Here is a 17692-nt window from a genome sequence, read left to right as displayed (position 1 = left end):
AGGTATCCCTATGTCTGCTTTCTCGCCACGCCAAAATCTCATTACTATTGAAGTTTTAAAACATAGTAGCCCTCTGCTTTTATCTTTCATCCCTATCATCTCATGGGCAGAAGCGACTTCTGTACAACCGACTCAACTCGCAACAATTAGCGTTCATGCAGAACAGACTCCAAGTTATATCACCTCTCAAACGGCATCAACCTTGAGAGGTAATAAAAATAATTTGGAAAGTCCACAAACAGTAAATGTAGTCTCTAAACAATACGTAAAAGATTATTTGCCTGCAAACTTAGATAATGCACTCACCCAAGTCAGCGGTATTACACAGGGTAATACTTTGGGTGGTACTCAAGACACCGTGATGAAACGGGGTTTTGGTGACAATCGTGATGGTTCAATTACGGTAAATGGAATGCCGATTGTGCAAGGTCGGACCATGAATGCGGCAGTCGAACAGATCGAAGTTTTAAAAGGTCCATCGTCGTTACTCTATGGCATTATGGATCCTGGTGGTGTAGTCAATGTCATTACAAAAAAACCTGAACGCACGCAGAAAACTGAGTTTTCACTTTATGGTTCGAGCTTTGCCGCAGGTAAAAATGGCTTAGGTGCAAGTCTGGATACCACGGCTGCAATCAGTGACAGTAACTTTGCCTATCGTTTTATTGTCGATCATTCCGATACAGACTACTGGCGTAACTTCGGTCAGCTCAAACAGACTTTAATTGCGCCATCATTGGGTTGGGATAATGGCCAAACTAAAGTCAATTTAAGTTATCAATATCGTGATTTTGATGTGCCTTTTGACCGCTCGACCATTTTTGATCCAAAAACCAAGAAGGCCCTACCCATCTCAAAATATCAGCGCTTGGATGAAGCCTTTAACCAAATGAAAGGTGAAGCTCATTTGGCACAACTATTAGTTGACCATCAGATTAATGATACTTGGTCAGCTCACTTCGGCTATACCTATAACTATGAAACTTATGATGCCAATCAGTTACGTGTAACCAAATTAAATACCATCAATCATACGGTGACACGTCGTACCGATGCGACGCTGAATGCCGAAAGCGTAGACAGTAATGCCCAAGCCTATTTGACAGGTTCAGTCAATTTACTTGGCTTAAAACATGATCTTCAAATCGGTTCAGATATCGAATACCGTAAATATTTCCGTCCTGACATGGTTCGCGGAGATACCTCAACTTTAGATTATTTAAATCCCCACTATGGGGCGGTTGAGGCTTCACGGAATATTGTCGCGTCGGACAGTGACCAAACCGATAAATTACACACCTACGGTTTATATGTCCAAGATGCCATTCATTTAAATGAAAAATGGATTGCAGTACTCGGTGGTCGTTACCTCAATTATCAACAGACTGCTGGACGTGGCAGACCATTTAAGGAAAATACCAATACCAAAGATGATGCTTGGCTTCCACATGCAGGCTTAGTCTATCAATGGAATGACCAGCTTTCATTGTATGGGAGCTATACCGAATCCCTTAAACCGTCATCGTCAATCGCCCCCCTTGGCGGCAATGCAGTCATTGATGGTGATGTCAGCCCAGAACAAGCAAAATCCTATGAAGTGGGTGCCAAATATGAGTTCAATGACCGTATCAAAGCTAACTTTGCACTCTATGATATTAAAAAACGTAATGTTTTGGCCAAAGTAACCAATCCATCAAGCAATGAGGTCGAACTGCATACTACAGGTGCAGTCCGTTCCAAAGGCGCTGAACTTGACCTCACTGGACGACTAACTGATCAACTCGATGCGACCCTCACTTATGCCTATACTGATGCCAAAGTCACCGAAGATGAGCTTGGTTTGCAAGGCAATCGCTTGAATAATGTGGCACGAGATACAGCTTCTCTGGCCTTAGCCTATAATTATGGGGAACTTTACAATGGCAAATTACGTTTAGGTCTCAGTGGCAATTATGTCGGTAAACGTGCCGGAGACTCTGAGAATAGCTTTGAGCTACCTGAATATACGCTTGCCAATGCCTTTGTCAGTTATGACACCACTATTGCCAAACAAGCGGTGAATTTTCAATTTAATTTAAATAATATCTTTGATAAGACCTATTACACTGCTAGCGTCAATAATCTCGCTGTGTCTCAAGGTGATTCACGCCAAGCGGTGTTGCGAGCAACGTTTAAATTCTAATTATAGAATCAGGGCAGTGAGTGATTCACTGCCCTTGTTTAGGATCGAGATGAACAAGCTTATTTCTATCATGCTGATCGCACTTCTGTCTGCCTTAACATCTACTGTTTACGCACAGACAAAAATTGCGCTCATTTCACAGCTCAAAGGTTCTTCCTTTGCTACCGATGTTGCTATTCAACAATACTTACAACGCAAGGGCTATCAGGTTGAGGTACTCGATCAATCTGTTTCCCCCAACAGTTTAAAAAACGCGGATCTAGTGATTATCTCTTCAACAGTAGCATCCAAAAATCTGCAATCAGGTTGGCGACAACTCCCGATTCCGTTGATGACTTGGGAAAATGATTATCTCGATGATCTGGCGATGACAGGTAAACGGATCGATACTGATTTTGGTGAAGTGGAGAAAGAACGTTATTTATGGCTAGTTAATGCACCGCACCCCCTATCTGCACATCTTTCTGCGGGGAGTCGCAACGCCTATAAAGCACAGGCACCAATGAGTTGGGGCAAACCCGGATTAAGCGCAACCATCATTGCAACCATTTATGGGCAACCTGAAAAAGTCGCGATCTGGGGCTATGAAAAAGGTGCAACCATGGATTACGAATCACTTGCACCTGCAAAGCGACTCATGTTCTTTTTGAATAATGATACGTTTAACAATCTATCTGAAGATGGATTGAAACTGTTTGATGCTGCTATTTACTGGTTAGTAGAAAAATAGCATTAAATTTTTTCTCGCATACAGTAAAAGTTCAGGATACTCCATTTAGATATGAAAATTATTTGTTTAACTCCAGCAACTTAATCCGCTTGTTTAGTCCAATCAAGATTGTATTAATCGACTTCTAAATACTTTGGGTGAACAGCCAAAAGTCTGTGTAAAAGTACGTGTGAATGCTGCTTGTGAGGAATAACCAACCAGTTCCGAAACTTGTGCAATATTTTTATCTGTTTCTGTAAGCAATTGACAGGCTAATTTCATACGCCAGTTTTTTAAATAAAGTATCGGTGATGTCCCAACCAATTCAACAAATTTTTTAGAAAAACTAGAGCGAGACTGCTTGGTAAGTTGAGCCAGTGATTCAACATCCCATTCATAGGCAGGTTGAGCATGCATTAACGATAATGCTTTACTCATCATGGGATCGCGTAATGCGGAAATCCAGCTTTTATGCTCTATCGTCTCTGTTGCAAGCCAAAAACGTATCGACCAAACCAATAGTAAATCAATAATTCGGGACAGCATAACCCTGCTCCCGAGCGTTGGATGTTCAAGTTCAAGTTTGATTGCAGCAACGGTCATCGGTACCCATTCTGCAATTTTTTCTGCATCATGATGTGATGGTACATGGATATAAGTGGGCAATCCTTCTGCAATTGCTTCGCCATAAATCCCTTTCAACTGAAAAATACAACTAATCACCGATGCTTCCAGTCTTGATCCGTCTACGATTTCAATCGAATGCTCAAGCTTGGTTGGCAATACAATAATATCTCCAGCCTGTAAGATCAGATCAAGATTAAGTCGTTTCATTTGAAGTCTGCAAGGCGCATGTTGAACAATATGGATATAGGCATGCTGAGCATGAAAGTTTAGCTTTTTCTGCTGTGAAAAATTTTCCAGACAGAAGATCTCACCCGATATTTCAGCAAATCGATAAATATCAAAAAAGATATCTGTTAAAACATGCCCATCGCTCATTTTGCTCGTCTGTCCTTAAAAGTGTTTCTGCAAAAACATTGGCGTTTCAGTTATTGTACAAGCCGCACAAATCACCAATAATCTTTTTCAGAAGATTTCGCTAGTATAAAAATCGCCCAACTTCTTTCCCATTCTTATACAGTCAACCTTCCCTTCTTAAGCTTATAAAATTCAAGATAATAGCGTTCAGCTAGGAGACACACATGAGTACTCAACCCACCATTATATTTGTACACGGTTTTTGGGGCGGCGCTGCCCATTGGAATAAAGTCATTACTGAACTCTCTCACCAAGGCTATAGCGCTCTACGTGCTGTCGAGCTTCCACTGACCTCTCTTGCTGATGATGTTGAACGCACTCGAAAAATGATTGCCCAAGTGAATGGTGATGTTTTGTTAGTCGGCCATTCTTACGGCGGTGCGGTTATAACAGAAGTTGGCAATCAACCTAATGTGGTCGGTCTGGTTTATATTGCCGCATTTGCACCAGATAGCAATGAAAGTCCTGGCGCAATTACACAACAACATTTACCTGTTGCTGCGCCTAATCTAGAACCTGACAGTGATGGTTATCTCTGGCTAAAAGTAGATAAATTCCATGAAAGCTTCTGTCAGGACCTGAGTAAAGATGACGGTTTTGCAATGGGCGTTACCCAAAAAGCGCCATTAGCCAGCACCTTTGGGGATACGATTTCTACACCAGCTTGGAAAACCAAACCTTCTTGGTATCAAATTTCGACTCAAGATCGAATGATCAGCCCAGAAAATCAAGCAGTTATGTCAGATCGTTTAAATGCCAAAAAAGTGATTTCTTTAAATGCAAGCCATGCCTCGCTGGCTTCTCATCCGAAAGAAATCTCAGCTTTGATTACAGAAGCTGTGGCATTTCTTGCAAAATAAATTATAAGTTTCGGCGTGTGGGGAATCACTTTATTCCCCATAGGCCATTTTTACTCTTGCGGTAGATTTGACGAACGCTTTGAACCTGATTGGAATTGCTGCTTATAGCAAATATTCCCAAATAATGTAGCCCAAACCAAACCCTAAAAATGCATACAGTGTAATAATGAAGAACACAAAACTGGCATTATTCTTTTTTTTCAAAAAACTCATATCGGCACCTTTGGCTTTGCTCAATTCATGTTGTTATAGTGCAGTAAGATACAGAACAAAAAAAGACACAGAATTTTTCAAAAAAAATATAACAGATTAGTATGGAAAATTAGAACTGTTATGAAAAAAGCCCTGAATCTGGTGAAAGTATGAATAAAAATCGCCTCATCTCTCACATTCAGGGCTGCTCTACTCAACAATCAGATTTTAAGATGAGGATTTTCAAGCGGTAAATCATTCGCTAAATGCTCATCAAAAATATCGGTCAACATACTGTCATAGCGTTTGGCATTGTATTGTAAAAGTGACTCTGCCTCAGCAGTACTAATAAAACCTGTCTCAATCGCATTAGCAATGTGCTCCTCAAACGTTAAACCACTAAACTGATCTTTCGATTCCGCCTTTTTGAACTTATTCCACAAAGGTTGTAGCTTTAATAAGCTCTGGAACGTAGACTCCATCCGCCCCATGACATCATTTGCATCCGTTGTATAATAAACGTGCTGTTTCAGCTGATCACGGAACGCATGCTCTTGCATAATGAGTTGTGCCACTTCCTGTTTCAATTGATCCGATGGTGCTGCAATTGGACGTCCAAATGGAAAGCACAGTAATTTGACCATACACGCAGCAACTTTCATTGGGAAATTATCATAGAAGCTAAAGAAAGCTTCTTGCACCTGATATAGGGCTTTATTCAATGCTAATTCCGCATGCTTCTGTTCTGCCTCAGTTCTCTGACCCTGTTCATAGTATTTCAAGATTGCAGTAGCGATAAATAAATTCGCATGAATATCAGCCAAACGCCCAGACAGCATTTCTTTGCGTTTTAAATCACCCGCTAAAATCCCAAGTGCCATATCTGCCGTTAATGCAAAATCAGCACTGAAACGGTTGATCTTGCTGTAATAGCTTTTGGAAAAATCATCGGCTTGTTTAGAGCCATCATCTGAACCACCAGTAATCGAAAATGCTGCTGCTTTAGCTGCGCGATTGAAGGTATAGGCTAAATGTTTAAATAATAATGGTGAAAATTCCTTAAAAGCAGCAGCTTGATCTTCAGATTGCAACAGTTGCAATTCTTCAAACAAATAAGGATGACAACGCATTGAACCTTGACCAAAAATCATCAAAGAGCGGGTTAGAATATTTGCCCCTTCTACCGTAATTGCCACTGGAATCGATTGATAAGTCAATGCAAGGAAGTTACGTGGGCCGAGCTGAATCGCTCGACCACCGACGACATCCATTCCGTGATTGACCACTTTGCGCATGGTTTCAGTCGCATAGTATTTTGCCATTGCGGTCATCACCGCAGGTGTTCCACCTTGGTTCAAACCACAAGTGACCAGATAACGAAATGACTCCAACATATAGGCATCACTGGCGATATCACTTGTCGCCTCTTGTACACCTTCAAAATGTCCAACCGAGATTTTGAATTGTTGGCGAACACTGGCAAATGCCCCCACCAACAGATAACTCATTTCCCCTGCTGCGGTTGCCAAAGCAGGCAATGAAATACCACGACCGACTCCAAGACATTCCATCAGCATACGCCAGCCTTTACCTGCATTTTGCTGTCCTCCGATAATCCAGTCCAAAGGAATAAATACATCACTCCCCTCGACGGTACCGTTCATAAATGGTGCACCCGGATTATGTCGCGGACCGATCTGAATACCATCATGCTCAGCAGGAATCAAGGCACAGGTAATGCCATATTCCACTTTGCTTTTATCGCCCAACAAACCGTCTGGATCATAAAGTTTAAAGGCCAAACCAATCACGGTTGCAATCGGTGCAAGCGTAATCCAACGCTTAGAGAAATTCATTTTTAAACCCAGTACTTCTTGGCCTTGGTAATGTCCATAACACACCACACCAGTATCAGGAATCGCACCCGCATCTGAGCCTGCTTCGGGGCTGGTCAAACCAAAACAAGGGACTTCTGTTCCGTTTGCAAGACCAGGCAAATAACGTTGTTTCTGTTCTTCTGTACCATAGTGCAGTAGCAACTCACCTGGCCCAAGCGAATTCGGGACCATACAGCTGACGGCAGCAGTCAGTGAACGGGAAGCAATCTTGCTCATAATTCGACTTTGCGCAAAGGGGGTAAATTGCTTACCGCCAAATGATTTTGGAATAATCAAACCGAGAAAGCCATTATCTTTGATAAATTGCCAAACCTCAGGCGGTAAATCTTTTTCTTGATGATGGATCTTCCATTCATCTAACATTGAACAGAGTTGTTGTACTTCATTATCTAAAAATGACTGTTCTTCTATTGATAAGGTCGGATAAGGATATTGATCAAATTTTTTCCAATCGGGTGCGCCCATAAACAGTTCTTTTTCCCACCAACTGGTGCCCGCCTCTAAAGCTTCTCTCTCCGTGATACTCATACTCGGCATTGCATTTGAAAGCACTTTAAACGCAGGTCGACTGATCAATGCATCACGTAATGGAGTAATCAGAAGAATAATACTCGCGATGATGATGGGACCGCCTAGTAACAAACTCCACGGTGTGATCAACACACTACACAGAATGGCTGCGGCAATAGAAATAAAACAGCCAACACTTCGATTGACTTCAAAATAAAAAACAGCCCATACCACAACTAACTGAATCAATAGGCCAAGCAATATCAATAATACAATCATATTTGCTCCGTTATCTCAGATTGGGATGAAGATGAAATGAGAAAAATCTAAATTAATTTTTGATTTAAAGTCATTCTTTAATAAAAAAATGGCTATTTTTTATTCTACATATTGAAGCGCTATTTGCTTGATTAACTACTAAAATTTACACAAAGGCATTCAGATGACACTGAGTATTCAAATCAATAACTTTAACTTACTCCCACCCTTTTTAACGAAAGAGCAATGATTAAGATCCATCATAAACTTCGCCCAGAATATTTTAGATCTTCCTAAAATTTAATTAATAAGCCTAAAGCCTGTTCACTTAAAAGAACAAAAGAGGAAACCCAAGTCTCCTCTTTTTAGTTAAACTCAATACAACGCTAGATCAAAGTCACTGTCAACAACAGTCCGAATAAAACAGTCACAACCACATTGGCCTGCAATAATTTTTTAGCCTGATAAGTTAATAATAACCCGACTGCCAAAGCGGCAAAGGTGATACAGCCCAACCATTCCGATAGGCCAACCGAAACACCTTTAAAGTAAATTGTGATCACCGCAGAAATGAGCAGAATTATCCAGCCTGCAATTTCAAAATATCGACGCTTCTGATCAGAGATTTGAGCAGTAAAAATATCGCGCTGATGCTTACTCATTCCACAAGCCAAACTCGACAAAGCTACTACTGCAACACACCACAACATCAATGCTGCCATTATGCTTGCTCCTGTGCAGCTTGGAGCTTAGGTTGTTTTTTCTGCTTCACAGGTAAGTCTTGGTAACGCTTTAATTTGTAATAAGAATAGATAAAAATCAGACCTAAAATAATACAAATCAAATCAAAACTAGCGATCATCCATTGCCCATGATAGATACTCATCCATAGCGCTTGACCACCTGTAAGGAAATTCAGAATTGGCATAAACAAAAATAGCACTGCTGCTAAAGCCAGTTGTTCCAACCATGCAGGACGATGTGGTCGAATAGCAGCATGAATCAAGCACACAAGCCAAGCGATAAAGAACACATTAATTTCATGTGGAGAACGTTCAGCCAGTTGTGCAGGGATAAAACGATTGGCAATAAAATAGGCTGCACAGGCAATCGGCAATCCTGTAATGGCAGTAACATTCAAGACTTCAACCACACGATGACCAAAGGGCTTATAACCTAACTTTTGCACATCTGGAATACGTTTCACCCCCCACAAAATCAAACCAGAAGCCACCATCATGGTACCCAATATACCCGATAAAAATAGCAACCAACGTAACACCGAATCCACACCATGTGCCATATGCAGCCACGTCACTAAGGTATAAATGGCCTTTGGAGTCGAGTTAACTGGCTTGGCCTCGTCAATCAATTGTCCAGTGTTCGCATTAAACTTGAGCGAAGCAATACTTTCTCGATCAAGTAATGTCATCGTACGTGTTGCATTAAACTGAACATCAGCTTCAATAGTATTCGGTTTATTCACTCGAATAGAGGAAATTGGATTATCGCCCCAGCCTTGTTGAACTTGTTGGCTCAATCCGACTAGGTTCACCATTGGTGCAGTTGCAATCACTGGCGTTTCTTGTTCGGATTCACGACGGCCACCACCTCGATTACCCCGTCCTTCTTCTGCTGCTTCTTTCTGCTTTTGCTCCGCCAGTAAACGTGCTTGTTCAGATGTTTGAGCAACAGGTTCATTTAAAATCTGATAAAAGTTTCGAACATTGCCATAGTGCGTATTCATTGCCCATGGCATAAATAGATGCATCAAGAGTAACAAACCACTCAAGGTAATTATGATATGAAATGGCAAGGCAAATACCGCTGTTGCATTATGCGCATCTAACCATGAACGTTGGCCTTTGGCAGGACGGAAGGTAAAGAAATCCTTGAAGATTTTTTTATGGGTAATAATGCCACTGATAATTGCCACAAACATGAATAACGTCGCAATACCGACAATCCAACGTCCCCAAATACGTGGCATGCCATAGAGTTCAAAATGGAAACGATAAAGGAATCCCCCACCTCGCGTTTCACGTGCTTTAATTTCCTGACCCGTTTGTGCATCCAGATAAATCTCACCACCACGGCGGCGACCTTCACCGGGCTGACGGACATTCAGCATAATGGCTGGTTGGCGTTCATTGGCAAAACGAATATTCCAGCTATCAGCGGTTTGCCCGTTTTGATTTAAATACCGCAATGCATAACCTAATTGTTGCTGTTGTGAAGTCGTAGTCACAGACTGGTGCAATTCAGGTTTCATCCAAACCGTAATTTCGTTTTGAAAAAAACTAAGCGTACCCGTGACAAAAACCGCATAAAGCAGCCATCCTAAGAGTAAGCTTGTCCAGGTATGTAACCATGACATCGATTGGCGTGGGCCTTCATTTTTACCATCTACACGCATTACACTAACCTTTTAAAAACCAATACATCACAGTCATTAAGACACTCGGAACAATAACACCTAGCCAGACTTTCAGAGTTGAATTGACTAAAAATACCCAAATGTACACAGCACAATGAATTATGAAAGCCAACATGGTTGCGCCAAAAACAGCATTCGCCTTTAAGGGTTCAGCTGAAAACAAATTCCCCATCAACATCGCCGATATCGCAGCAAAGTAATAGCCACCAAAAATTGCCAAGATAAAACGTGAAAAAATCATCAATCGATATTTAATCAATGATGATTGTGCAACCTTCTTTTTTGTGACCCTTTTGACTGATCCCAAAGGTACAGATGCTTCAATATTCATAAAAAACACCAAACAAGGTGACGATTATTTTAAATAGTCATCACCACAATTTAAGGAGGATTAGAAAGAAAACTTCGGATTAAAATATGATCACCAACCATGAAATTCGTTAGATTTATAAGCCATCTCCTCTTTTATTCATGTTTACTTCAATTTTGGTGAATTTAAGAGCTAGGTTTCTAAAAATAAAAACCTTAATCTATTCTTAAAAATATTTTGAATAATACACAAAACAAAAAAATATAACAATAATGATAATTATTATCATTACAATAACTGAAATAAAAATGAATTGCTTTTGGCCTGTTGATTGCTTTTATTGTTAAAATCTATTGAATCGAATGAGCCTGAATGACCAAAATAAAAAAAGGCTTGCAAGCGTAATCAATCTTGCAAACCTTAATTTTGCGCCTTTAAATTATTGTATTTACTATTGATCTGACTTCATTACCCATAAGTTTTTCTGATAATCTTTAGCAAAATCAACAAATTCTTTTGGGAAAATATTTCTGAAATTTGAATGTGGGTCAACAATCACATCCACCATGTCTTTCACATGTACATCAGCTGGTGACTGCTCAATCGGGAATGATAAATTACTATGATCGAAAATATTCTTTTCAGGTTCATACCATTCACGAGAAGCTTCGATTAATCGATCATTGAAACCAGTTAAATATGGCCCAGGATTGATCGTTGCAATACTAATTCCAAAAGGAATCATTTCCATTCTTAACGATTCAGCAGTTGCTTCCAAGGCATGTTTTGACGCGCAGTACGCACCATTTTGTTCAGCAGTGATTAAACCTGCAATCGATGAAATGAACACCACTCGTCCAGATTTACGCTTGTGGAAAATATGCAAGAATGCTTGTGTTAAAGCGATTGTGGCAAAAAAGTTGACTTCAAATTGCTGTCTCAGCACACGCAGTGGGATATCAACAATCGCACCTCCTTGGCCTATTCCTGCATTGTTGACTAAGATATCGATATCTAATTTGGTCGCATACTCACGATCAAACTCATTGGTAATATCAAGTTTGAAAATATTAATTTGTACATTTTGCTTTTTTGCTTCTTCTTGCAGTGAAGTAATCTGATTGGTTACTTCAACGCCTGCATTAACGATATAACCGCGTTTTGCCAGTTCTAAACTGAAGAATTTACCAAAACCACTTCCAGCGCCAGTCACTAATACTTTTTGCATTTTTACACCTTTCTCACTAAGAGTTGTTCAAGTTGTTCTGCTATTTCTTTGTCTTTAAGAGGAGCAGTGGATGAAACACCGAGGTATTGTTTTTTACCTGATGGATTGGCAACCACCTTCCCACCATCAATAAAACAATAATTTTGATCAAATAGAGCGACTTGCCCTAAGCTCTTGATTGAGGCATAAACCTCATGATTATCTGCTTGGAATAAGTAGGAAGTTTTTGCCTTAAGCTGACTAAATTCAGTGCTAAGCGGAATTGCAGGCCCAATTTTTATAAAAAAGATTAACTCTCCCTTTTCATCAAGTAATGAAACACAAAGTCCAACATCTTGTATGACTGCGATTTCTTCAATTTTTTCTATAAAATCTTTAATATTTTTCATTATTTTACCTACATTAAATATTAAGAATAACTTAATTTATAGCTTAATTTTACATGTAAATTTAAGAATAAATAGGTATAACTTTATACTATTTAAGTATGTTTTCTGTGAGTGATAAAATTTTAAATAAAGGCTATCGCAACAAAAATAAAAAAATAAGTCATTGTTTTATATAAATTATAATATTGGATGTTTTAGAGTTACTTTTCCAAATTTAGCTTTACTTTAATTATTCAGTTTTGTATTTGCTCAACGATAGATGCTATTGCATCTTTTTAAAGATTGAACCATCAAAAAAGCATCACCAGCCTTATCTATCACCTTTGGCTGGGATGCTTATATAAAAGATATCAAGAAAATGGATTAAAACTTAAACGTGTACATAGTCATGATACGATTTTCAACGTAATCATTTCCTGGATTATTGCCAGCACCATATTTAATATTCGCACGGATATGACGCCATTCAAATCCTAAACCTTTGAGCTTCCCTTCTGGAACCACATAGTTAACAATGACGTCCGTCTCGGTTTCCTTATTATCTTTTAAACCTGGACGATAGATTTCACTACCATTCAAATAACGTAAGGTCAACTTCAACCCTGGCACACCAGCATTGGAAAAATCGTAGCTATATAAAGCATGCCAAGTGAATTCTCTGGCTTTATAAAAGGCTAATGCAGACCAACTTTGTAAATAAAGCTGAGGAACATAACCATTTAACAGCGGAATATTATGATCTCCTGTCTGTTTTTGTATTCCAGCAACAACGGTATGCGATCCATTTTGCGCACTTGCTTGTAAGCCTAAAGATTTGGCATTGATATCACCAAAATAGGCATCACCATCTTCTTTATAATTAAAGTAACGTGCATCCACTTTAACTTTGGTTTTATCAATTTGCTCAGCATAACTGGCACCAACATAATGTTGTTGATAGATATCTTCTAATTGACCAAACCAATACGCCGTCGAAAATTTAGGCGTCATGGCATAATCAAGTCCAATAAAATTAAGCCCATCACTATTCTTACTTGGATCAGTCGATGCACCTAAGGTTATTTTTTCATATTCATCATTATCACGTGCGTTGACGTGGGTAAAACGCCCAGCAGATACTTTTAAATTCTTAATATCTTTGTTTTCTAACATTGCCCCCGCATAAGTGGTAACCAATTGTCGAGAATCATCAATAAATAAGACAGGTGTTCTTGGAAAAAGCTCACCAACTTTAAGCTCTGTATTTTGATATTTCAATTTAAGCGTTGCACCCAGTTTTAAATAATCACGCTCTTGTCGACCTTCCTGCGTATCATATTTAAAAGCCGTATCAAGACGTTCGTCATAGCGGTTGGTCAAACGCAGTGCATATTGAAAACCGAAATCTAAACCCACCTGGACAGGCGTATCGGTATATCCTGATTCAAAGCGTCCAGTAAAACCTTGGGACCAACTGCCTAGATCTTTATCGGTATTTTCATAGTCACGTTCAACATAAAAGTTACGCAAATACAGGCTTTTTTGGCTATCTTCCAAGAAATCAGCATAAGCAGCATTGATATTTAAGCAGCCAAAAATTGTATAAAAAGCAACCCGTTGCGCCTTATAAAGCGTATTTGGTTTTAACATGGGAAATCCTTTCCGAGTTTTGAAATTATTGTTGGTGCAATTGATGAGTTGATACCTAACCCATTGGAAAGACCGTCGTTTATGCCTCTTTAAAAATATGATCAAGTTTATTTGGATACATTCAAAGATAACGCTTGGTCATGTTCATTATTTGAATTATTAATGTAATTTTCCATAGATAATGAAGTATATAGTTATACCTTTTAGGTCTGCTTTTATTCTTTAGTTATTCTGCGTGTTGGAAATAAAGCGGTACGTAGACCGCTTTTAAAGGTACGATGAATAAAACCTACATGTGAGACTATTTTATGTTTAATACTTAAGCAGGTTTAATCGCCGTCTAGTTGGATTGGAATTCCTTCTTCTTCAAAGACCTGTTTAATACACTCTAAAATCTGAGGCAGATAAGGACTTTGATCCATATTGCGAACGGCCAAGGAAATAGGACTATAAGCCTCTAAATCCAGAATCGGAATATAGACCAGATTTTTCATCCCGATATCACTGGCACTCTCTGGAATAATACAGATCCCTTCTCCAGATGAAACCAAGCCCAAAGCCATGTGAATCTCCCGAACTTCTACCAGATCTTTTGGAACGAGTCCCAACTCAGTAAAAATCGACTGAATCAAAGTTGAAAAATTCGGCTTTTGCGTTGCAGGATAAGAAAAAATCGGTTCATTGATAATTTGGGATAGATAAATCCCTTTGTCCATATAGCGCGTTAAATGATGATTTTTATGAATCGCTAATTTCAATTTTTCTTTACGCAATAAAATCCGTTTTATTGAAGGATCACTGATTCTTAAACGACCAAACCCTAAATCTATTTTTCCGAGCTTCAATGCTTCAATTTGATCTTTGGTTCCGTATTCAAGTAATTCCACCTGAATATCGGGATGATTTTGGCGGAATAAATAAATCACTTGGGGTAATAATGCATACAGTAATGAACTGACATAACCAATTCGAACAATGGTATTGACCGAGCTAATCCGTTTCGCCATCGAAGCAGCTTGTGCAGTATGAGTCAAAATTTGCACGGCATGCTGATAAAAGAACTGTCCTGCCTCAGTGGTTTTCACGGGACGTGAGCCGCGCTCAAACAATAAAATACCAAGTTCTTCTTCCAGTTTCTGTATTTGGCGACTCAAAGGTGGCTGGGCAATACATAACTTTTCTGCAGCTTTGGTAATACTCTGTTCTTCTACCACCGTCACAAAATAACGAAGATGTCTTAATTCCATTTAATATACCTTTTAAGTATCTAAAAATACCAAATTCTGCCTAGTTCTAAATATTACATTAATTTAGGGTATGTAAATAGGTGAAAACTGAAGAAAGATGAAAGATGTATAAATCCATAGAAACCCTGCTGGTCGAGATTCCGACTATCCGCCCACATAAGATGGCCGTTGCAACCATGCAAACCCAAACCTTGGTACTGATTAAGGTCACCACAGAAGATGGTTTTATTGGTTGGGGCGAAGCAACGACGATTGGTGGTTTAGGTTATGGAGAAGAAAGTCCTGAAAGCGTTAAAACCAATATAGAGCATTACTTTTCGCCATTGTTAAAAACTTTGGACAGTTTTAATGTGGCACAAACGCTACAGCAGATTCACCGATGCATAAATGGCAACCGTTTCGCGAAATGTGCCATACAAACAGCTCTACTTGATATCCAAGCGCAGCGTTTAGATTTGCCATTGAGTGAGGTTTTAGGTGGGCGCTTACGCGATAGCGTGCCTGTACTTTGGGTTCTTGCATCAGGTGACACAGAAAAAGATATTGCCGAAGCACAAAAAATGATTGCGTTGAAACGTCACAATGTCTTCAAACTAAAAATCGGTTCACGTCCAGTTGAACAAGATGTAGAACATGTCTTAGCCATAAAAAAAGCATTAGGTACTGAAATTTCAATTCGTGTAGATGTGAACCGTGCTTGGTCTGAACTCACTGCCATTAAAGGGATTCAGATGCTGCAAGATGGTGGTGTTGATCTGATTGAGCAACCTTGTGCAATTCATAATACGGATGCCATGCAACGTCTGACCCGTAAGTTCGATATTGCAATTATGGCGGATGAATCATTAGCTGGTCCACAAAGTGCCTATGAATTGGCGAAATCAAATGCTGCTTCGGTCTTTGCGGTAAAAATTGCACAATCAGGTGGCCTGATTGAAGCATGTGAAGTTGCAAAAATTGCCAACCTCGCAGGTATTGACCTTTATGGTGGCACCATGCTTGAAGGCCCTATTGGAACAATTGCCTCAGCACATGCATTCTCAACATTTAATAATTTAGCAGCGGGAACCGAACTGTTCGGTCCTCTTCTGCTCACGGAAGAAATTTTAAAAACACCACTTCAATATGGCAATTTTGAACTGAAAATTCCAACTGGTTCAGGTCTCGGTATTGAACTGGATGAAGACAAAATCGATAACCTGCGTCGTCAATAATTCAAGGAGTTGACATGCTTTTCCACGTACGAATGGATGTAAACATCCCTCTGGATATGCCAGTTGAAAAAGCCAATCAAATTAAGGCCATTGAAAAGGCATATTCACAGGACTTACAACGTCAAGGCAAATGGCGTCATATCTGGCGCATCACAGGTCAGTACTCAAACATCAGTATTTTTGATGTAGAAAGTAATGAGGAACTGCACAATATTTTACAAGGATTACCTTTATATCCTTACATGAATATTGAAGTGATGGCTATGAATCGACACCCTTCTGCTATCCGTGAAGACGATCGCTAAGCAGCTGCCATCGACAAGGCTAGATCAGTTACACAAACAAATTAAACAAGGAATGTGGCAAGCCAAAGAACCAGCTAAAGCGCAAGTTCGCAAGCCACCAAAAAACGATCATACTTCAGGAGAATACGTATGAACCGCCAAGAAATTAACACTCTCGTAAAACAAATGAATGTTGACACAGCAACGGGTGAAGTAAACCCACGTGTACAACAAATCGTAGTACGTCTTGTTGAAGATCTTTTTCAGGCAATTGAGGATCTGGATATTTCTCAAAGCGAGCTATGGAAAGGTTTAGAGTATCTTACCGATGCGGGTCAGGCCAATGAGCTTGGTTTATTGGCGGCTGGGCTTGGCTTGGAACACTATCTCGATTTACGTGCAGATGAAGCAGATGCTAAAGCTGGGATTACTGGCGGTACACCACGTACTATTGAAGGTCCACTTTACGTTGCAGGCGCACCAGAATCTGTCGGTTTTGCGCGTATGGATGATGGAACAGAGTCAGACAAAGTAGATACGCTGTTTATTGAAGGGATTGTTACTGACCAGAATGGCAATATCATCGAAGGTGCCAAAGTCGAAGTTTGGCATGCCAACAGCTTAGGTAATTATTCATTCTTTGATAAATCACAATCAGACTTTAACTTACGTCGTACCATCTTGTCTGATGCGAATGGTCAATATATCGCACAAACTACGATGCCTGTGGGCTACGGCTGCCCTCCTGAAGGAACTACACAAGCCCTACTCAATCAGTTAGGTCGTCATGGTAACCGTCCTTCCCACGTACATTACTTTGTATCTGCACCGGGCTACCGCAAGCTAACCACGCAATTCAATATTGAAGGTGATCAATATCTCTGGGATGACTTTGCGTTCGCAACACGTGAAGGTCTTGTAGCAACAGCAGTTGATGTCACTGATGCAGCAGAAATTGCACGTCGTGGTGTCGACAAACCATTCAAGCACATTACTTTTAATGTTGAATTGGTCAAAGAAACAGCTGGTGCGCCAAGCTCAGAAGTTGAACGCCGTCGTGTTGGTGCTTAAAGCAAAAGATTTACTGTGAGCTATTTGTTAGCTCACAGTTTTTAAATTTCTATACATACCTAGCAAAAGCGGCATGTATAGAAATTTAAAAACATGGATAAAAGGTTGGCCTTATGATTGATAAAAGCACGCTCTCATTAACCGAGGCGCTATCACAAATCAAAGATGGAGCAACCATCATGATTGGTGGTTTCGGCACTGCAGGACAACCCGCTGAACTGATAGATGGATTG

General features: G+C 39.8%; 17 protein-coding genes. 7 read left to right on the top strand and 10 right to left on the bottom strand.

Going from position 1 to position 17692, the window contains the following annotated elements; translation table 11 throughout:
• Window positions 1-10 precede the first annotated feature (10 nt).
• Window positions 11-2182: a TonB-dependent siderophore receptor gene (locus F909_RS08340; protein WP_005151505.1), complete on the top strand. Its 2172-nt coding sequence runs from the start codon at window positions 11-13 to the stop codon at window positions 2180-2182.
• A gap of 49 nt (window positions 2183-2231) precedes the next feature.
• Window positions 2232-2912 (top strand): PTS sugar transporter subunit IIB, encoded by a 681-nt coding sequence (locus F909_RS08345; RefSeq protein WP_005151502.1) that lies wholly within the window; start codon window positions 2232-2234, stop codon window positions 2910-2912.
• 102 nt (window positions 2913-3014) lie between these two features.
• On the opposite strand, the gene F909_RS08350 is transcribed toward F909_RS08345, so the two are convergent.
• A complete protein-coding gene (locus tag F909_RS08350; RefSeq protein WP_005151499.1) occupies window positions 3015-3893 on the bottom strand; it encodes a helix-turn-helix transcriptional regulator in 879 nt (292 codons plus the stop codon).
• Between the two features lie 203 nt (window positions 3894-4096).
• Between F909_RS08350 and F909_RS08355 the strand changes: the two genes are divergently transcribed.
• Window positions 4097-4792: an alpha/beta hydrolase gene (locus F909_RS08355; protein ID WP_005151497.1), complete on the top strand. Its 696-nt coding sequence runs from the start codon at window positions 4097-4099 to the stop codon at window positions 4790-4792.
• 102 nt (window positions 4793-4894) lie between these two features.
• Here the strand turns inward: F909_RS08355 and F909_RS21270 are convergent, their stop codons facing one another.
• From F909_RS21270 to catM, 9 genes are all read right to left on the bottom strand, one after another.
• Entirely contained in the window at window positions 4895-5005 is a 111-nt protein-coding gene (locus F909_RS21270) for a hypothetical protein (RefSeq protein WP_005151495.1), read from the bottom strand.
• Window positions 5006-5205: 200 nt separating this feature from the next.
• On the bottom strand, window positions 5206-7671 hold the full coding sequence (locus F909_RS08360; RefSeq protein ID WP_005151493.1) for an acyl-CoA dehydrogenase: 2466 nt from the start codon (window positions 7669-7671) through the stop codon (window positions 5206-5208).
• Between the two features lie 365 nt (window positions 7672-8036).
• Window positions 8037-8372: a DUF3325 domain-containing protein gene (locus F909_RS08365; protein ID WP_005151491.1), complete on the bottom strand. Its 336-nt coding sequence runs from the start codon at window positions 8370-8372 to the stop codon at window positions 8037-8039.
• Window positions 8372-10066: a PepSY-associated TM helix domain-containing protein gene (locus tag F909_RS08370; RefSeq protein WP_005151490.1), complete on the bottom strand. Its 1695-nt coding sequence runs from the start codon at window positions 10064-10066 to the stop codon at window positions 8372-8374. Before F909_RS08370 ends, F909_RS08365 begins: the two co-directional genes overlap by 1 nt.
• A gap of 4 nt (window positions 10067-10070) precedes the next feature.
• Entirely contained in the window at window positions 10071-10418 is a 348-nt protein-coding gene (locus tag F909_RS08375) for a DUF3649 domain-containing protein (protein ID WP_005151489.1), read from the bottom strand.
• Window positions 10419-10848: 430 nt separating this feature from the next.
• A complete protein-coding gene (locus tag F909_RS08380; protein ID WP_005151488.1) occupies window positions 10849-11625 on the bottom strand; it encodes an SDR family oxidoreductase in 777 nt (258 codons plus the stop codon).
• A 2-nt stretch (window positions 11626-11627) separates the two neighbouring features.
• Complete coding sequence (locus F909_RS08385) at window positions 11628-12014, bottom strand: heme-binding protein (protein ID WP_005151487.1); 387 nt, start codon at window positions 12012-12014, stop codon at window positions 11628-11630.
• Between the two features lie 363 nt (window positions 12015-12377).
• Window positions 12378-13643, bottom strand: coding sequence for an OprD family outer membrane porin (locus tag F909_RS08390; protein WP_005151486.1), 1266 nt, complete (start codon window positions 13641-13643; stop codon window positions 12378-12380).
• A gap of 329 nt (window positions 13644-13972) precedes the next feature.
• Window positions 13973-14890: a cis,cis-muconate-binding transcription regulator CatM gene (catM, locus tag F909_RS08395; protein ID WP_005151484.1), complete on the bottom strand. Its 918-nt coding sequence runs from the start codon at window positions 14888-14890 to the stop codon at window positions 13973-13975.
• A gap of 104 nt (window positions 14891-14994) precedes the next feature.
• Here catM and F909_RS08400 point away from each other — a divergent pair, with 104 nt between their 5' ends.
• From F909_RS08400 to F909_RS08415, 4 genes are all read left to right on the top strand, one after another.
• Window positions 14995-16104 carry a muconate/chloromuconate family cycloisomerase gene (locus F909_RS08400; protein ID WP_005151480.1) on the top strand — a complete coding sequence of 370 codons (1110 nt, stop codon included), beginning with the start codon at window positions 14995-14997 and terminating at the stop codon, window positions 16102-16104.
• A gap of 14 nt (window positions 16105-16118) precedes the next feature.
• Entirely contained in the window at window positions 16119-16409 is a 291-nt protein-coding gene (gene catC, locus F909_RS08405) for a muconolactone Delta-isomerase (protein ID WP_005151478.1), read from the top strand.
• A 129-nt stretch (window positions 16410-16538) separates the two neighbouring features.
• On the top strand, window positions 16539-17459 hold the full coding sequence (gene catA / locus F909_RS08410) for a catechol 1,2-dioxygenase (RefSeq protein ID WP_005151475.1): 921 nt from the start codon (window positions 16539-16541) through the stop codon (window positions 17457-17459).
• Between the two features lie 113 nt (window positions 17460-17572).
• Window positions 17573-17692 (top strand): CoA-transferase (locus tag F909_RS08415; protein ID WP_005151474.1); only part of this gene is annotated, 120 nt, incomplete at its 3' end.

It is taken from the genome of Acinetobacter sp. ANC 3929, from assembly GCF_000369405.1.
Taxonomy (GTDB): Bacteria; Pseudomonadota; Gammaproteobacteria; order Pseudomonadales; family Moraxellaceae; genus Acinetobacter.
The sequence above is the reverse complement of the archived record's forward strand: the minus strand, read 5'-3'. Positions and strand labels throughout refer to the sequence as shown.